This window comes from Acidithiobacillus sp. TH-A36, from assembly GCF_057473445.1.
In genome coordinates this window covers 1-4,048 of the sequence record NZ_JBYCKP010000126.1, presented here as the reverse complement: position 1 = coordinate 4,048, position 4,048 = coordinate 1, and the positions used below count along the sequence as shown (strand labels likewise).

Annotated in this window: 5 protein-coding genes; all 5 read left to right on the top strand. The window is 54.3% G+C overall.

What is annotated here, in order from left to right; genetic code table 11:
- Positions 1 to 630: cytochrome d ubiquinol oxidase subunit II (locus AC2VLY_RS03570; protein ID WP_486921778.1), on the top strand; the 630-nt coding region annotated here is incomplete at its 5' end.
- A gap of 74 nt (positions 631 to 704) precedes the next feature.
- Positions 705 to 2,030 carry an NAD(P)/FAD-dependent oxidoreductase gene (locus AC2VLY_RS03565; RefSeq protein ID WP_300252319.1) on the top strand — a complete coding sequence of 442 codons (1,326 nt, stop codon included), beginning with the start codon at positions 705 to 707 and terminating at the stop codon, positions 2,028 to 2,030.
- Positions 2,031 to 2,104: 74 nt separating this feature from the next.
- Positions 2,105 to 2,971, top strand: a complete 867-nt coding sequence (locus AC2VLY_RS03560) for a hypothetical protein (protein WP_486891975.1) — start codon at positions 2,105 to 2,107, stop codon at positions 2,969 to 2,971.
- A complete protein-coding gene (locus tag AC2VLY_RS03555) occupies positions 2,971 to 3,378 on the top strand; it encodes a phosphate-starvation-inducible protein PsiE (RefSeq protein ID WP_075322928.1) in 408 nt (135 codons plus the stop codon). The genes AC2VLY_RS03560 and AC2VLY_RS03555 overlap by 1 nt, the downstream gene beginning before the upstream one ends.
- Positions 3,379 to 3,455: 77 nt before the next feature.
- Entirely contained in the window at positions 3,456 to 4,043 is a 588-nt protein-coding gene (locus tag AC2VLY_RS03550) for a hypothetical protein (RefSeq protein ID WP_193650135.1), read from the top strand.
- Positions 4,044 to 4,048: the final 5 nt, after the last annotated feature.

Here is a 4,048-nt window from a genome sequence, read left to right as displayed (position 1 = left end):
GCCCTGGAAATACAGGGACACGGTCTCCCTGCTTCCACGGATCCGGTACTCCATTATTCCGGACAGGCCTTCACCTTCTTAAGTCCTTTCAGTATATGGGTCGGTTGCGGGGCCGTCATTGCGGCAGGTCTTGCCGGTGGACTGTATTTATGTGCCCGCTTCATACCGGGAGACCCCATTCATGAACGCGCCCGCAAGTGGACTACCGTATTTTCTTTTCTGGCGCTGATCGCCATTCTCGTTACCTTGATCTGGTCCTACGCCATTTTCCCCTGGGCAGCGGCCAAATGGAGCGGTGCCCATTGGTGGATCTGGGCGATCTGGCTGGTCATTGTGCTGTTCTTTGCCTACAAATCGATGATCAATCATTCCCTGCAGCGGGATATTGCCGCCCTGCTCTGGGGCGAGGGTGTGGTGGCATTTCTCTGGATGGCCATGTTCGCCACCATGTATCCCTATGTCGTGCCAGAAACCTGGCCTATCGCCCTATCCGGCAATCCAGCCAACTCCCTGGCGGTCTTCACCCTTTTCATGACGGGATTTGTGCCGGTCATGATCATGTACAACTGGTATCAGATTTGGGTCTTTCGGGGGAGGTTAAGCAAAAAAGCCGCATACGGTGGGCATTGAAAATCCATCTTTAGCGGATGTTGATCCGTCGTTCGTCAGCTGTTCGTTTTCGCTTTGAATAAGGAGTATTGACCATGGCACATGTAGTGATTTTAGGCGCAGGAACCGGCGGCATGCCCGCCGCCTATGAGATGCGGGACCTGCTCGGCCCCAAACATGAGGTGACGCTGATCAGCGAAAATCCTTATTTCCAGTTCGTTCCTTCCAATCCCTGGGTCGGTGTGGGCTGGCGGCAGCGGGAGCAAATCGTATTTGATATTGAGCCGCATACCAGTCGCAAGCGCATCAATTTTATTGCCCAGCGCGCCGACCGCATTGATCCGGAACGCAACACCATTGATCTCGCCAATGGTTCCAGTGTCCATTATGACTATCTGATCATCACCACGGGACCCGCTCTGGCTTTCGATGCCGTTCCCGGATCCGGTCCCCATGCCGGACATCAGAAGTCGACCCATTCCATTTGCACCGTCGATCATGCTGAAAAAGCCTATGCGGCTTACATGAACCTGCTGGACTCCAACAATCCCGACCCGATTATCATCGGCGCCATGCCCGGAGCCAGCTGCTTTGGACCCGCCTATGAATACGCCATGATTGTCCTCAGTGATCTGGAAAAACGCGGAGCGCGCAGCAAAATCAAGGAATTCCACTTCATCACTTCCGAGCCTTATGTCGGCCACCTGGGTCTGGGTGGCGTCGGGGACTCCCAGGAAATTCTGACCCGGGGCCTTGGAGAAATGGGGGTTCAGGTACACACCAACATGAACACCACCAAAGTCGAAGATGGCAAAATGTTCTGCGAGCACCTGAATGCAAAAGGCGAAAAAATCGGCGTCGGCACCCATGACTTCGGTTTTTCGATGATGCTGCCTTCTTTCAAGGGCGTAGATGCCGTAGCCAAGGTGCCGGAGCTCTGTAATCCCAAGGGCTTTGTCATCGTCGACGAACATCAACGCAGCCCCAAATATCCCAACATTTACTCGGCGGGCGTTTGTATTGCCATTCCTCCGGTAGAACAGACTCCGGTACCCACCGGGGCGCCCAAAACCGGCTATATGATCGAATCCATGGTCACCGCCCTCGTCCACAACATTCAGGCAGAAATTCAGGGCAAGGCACCCACTGCCGAAATGGGCACCTGGAACGCCATCTGTCTGGCCGACATGGGCACGAGCGGCGCCGCTTTTGTGGCCTTACCCCAATTCAAACCCCGGCGTGTTGACTGGTTCGGAGAAGGGCCCTGGGTGCATTGGTCCAAGATTGCCTTTGAAAAATACTTCCTCGCCAAAATGAAAGCCGGGGTTTCTGAGCCTTTTTATGAAAAACTGGTCTTCCAGATGCTCGGCATTTCCCGTCTGAAAAGTGACGAACCCGCCCATCTCCGCAAAGTGGGCTGAGGGCATCCCCCTGGCGCAGATTGTCTGCAGATCTGCGCCAGGGCCCGTTATCTTTTCAAAGGAGGACAAATGTGATGAGTGCTGCCGAAATGAGTCAAGCCGTCAATAACCCGACGGAAACGCCGGATTGGTCGCAGGTGCTGGACCTCAGTCATGCCATCGAGGATCAGTTACGTTTACTGTACGCCATGCTGGACGAGGTAACTGCCGATACCGATGTCCGCAGTGCTGCCCTGCATATCGCCTGTGAAGCAGGCCACCTCTGGTCGGCCACCCAAAAACTGGCTCAGGTCACCGGCGTGCATTCTGCCGCCGACCTGGAGGCGCGGGTCGAATCCGGTGTCCGCATGCTGGAACCGCTGCTGGTCGCCATGAGTACGCTGATGGAAACCCTGCCGGAAGTGCTCGGCGATCTGGCCAAATCCGGCACCATGCAGCAACTGGGCATGGCCACCGTAGAATGGACTGATATCCTGAAACGGATAACCGGCCTTATCCAGGGGGCCTCACCTTCCCTGACGGCGCGCGTTTCAGGACTGGTAGACGATGCCAGCCGCTGGTCGGGAGAACTGGTAGTCGCCTGGGAAACCCTGGCTGCCACCCTGCCGGAAGTCATGCAGGATGAGATACTCCACAAAAACCTGAATGATTTGCAAAAAGCGATTGGTGTCTGGGCCTCGGTCGCCATTGAAGCCCGGACGATGGTTGCCCGCTGTGGGGGAGGCAACATGGCATCAGGTGCGCGGGCACTGGTCTGCTCCATCCGTGATGGTCTGGACGATGCGGAGCAGAAAGGCGGGTCAGGCAGTGGCGGGATTTTTGCCCTAATACGCCTCGTGCTGTCCGGAAAAACGATCTATGTACTCCGCAATGTCATCTCCATCGCTTACCGGGTCCTCAAAACCATGAATGCATCCGGTAAAAAAAAGATGGCCGGCTGATGACTCGCAATGTCGGCATACTGGAAATGTTCAAACGGGCACATCGCACGGGTGGCACCATGGTCGAGATTTTCAAATCACTGTCCTTGTTCATCATTGGTGCCAGCATCATCTGGTCGGCTACGCATTTTTATGTGCACCTGATTCATCGTGGCTATGCGACCTTGCAGGATTTGCTGCTGCTTTTTGTGTATCTGGAAATCGGGGCCATGACCGGCATTTATTTCAAAACCGGAAAACTGCCCGTGCGCTTTCTGATTTATGTCGCCGTGACGGCCATCGCCCGCTATCTGGTGGTGGATGTCGATCATCTCAAAGCGATGTCCGTATTGACCATGAGTATCGCCGTCATTGTACTGATGGCGGCCCTTTGGGTGGGTGACCATATTCATTCCAGCGAGGATTAGGTCTGCTATGTTTTATAGATGACCGACGGCGGTCGGCTTTGATTTTGATCTGACAAGTTACATCCAGGAGGTGAAATATGACTACAGCAACTTCTTCAGTACAGATTATCAAAAAAAGTGGCGGTTTTTATTCCTGGCCACTGCTGGCCATTCGCGGAATGGCTGCATTGGTGTATGCCCTGGTGGCCCTGGCCGATTTCAAGGCAACCATTCCATTACTGGTCTGGTTTTTTGCCATTTATGTACTATTCGATGGTTTTTATGCGCTGAGCGTAGCCTTAGGTCACCAGATTGATGGTGTGTGGACCCGTCTGGCCGTGATTTTTAAAGGTCTGTTAGGCATTGCCGCAGGCATCATCGTCATCTATTGGGATCTGAGTGCGGGGCCTACGCTTTACATTCTTCTGACCGTATTCGTCTGGGTGGCCTTGTCGGGAGTCCTCGAAGGGGTCTGGGTGATCCGCAACATTAAAAACAAGGAACTCGTGCTGATTATTGGCTCTGGCGCTTATCTGGCCCTGGCGGTAGCCCTCCAGTTTCTGTTCGCGCTGGCTCCACAAGCCGGTTCGTCCATATACAGTTGGATCATCATCGGGTTCTCGGCCGCCTTTGGATTAGGCATGCTGATCATGAGTTGGGCCATGCGCAAAAACCAGTTCGGATAAGAGGC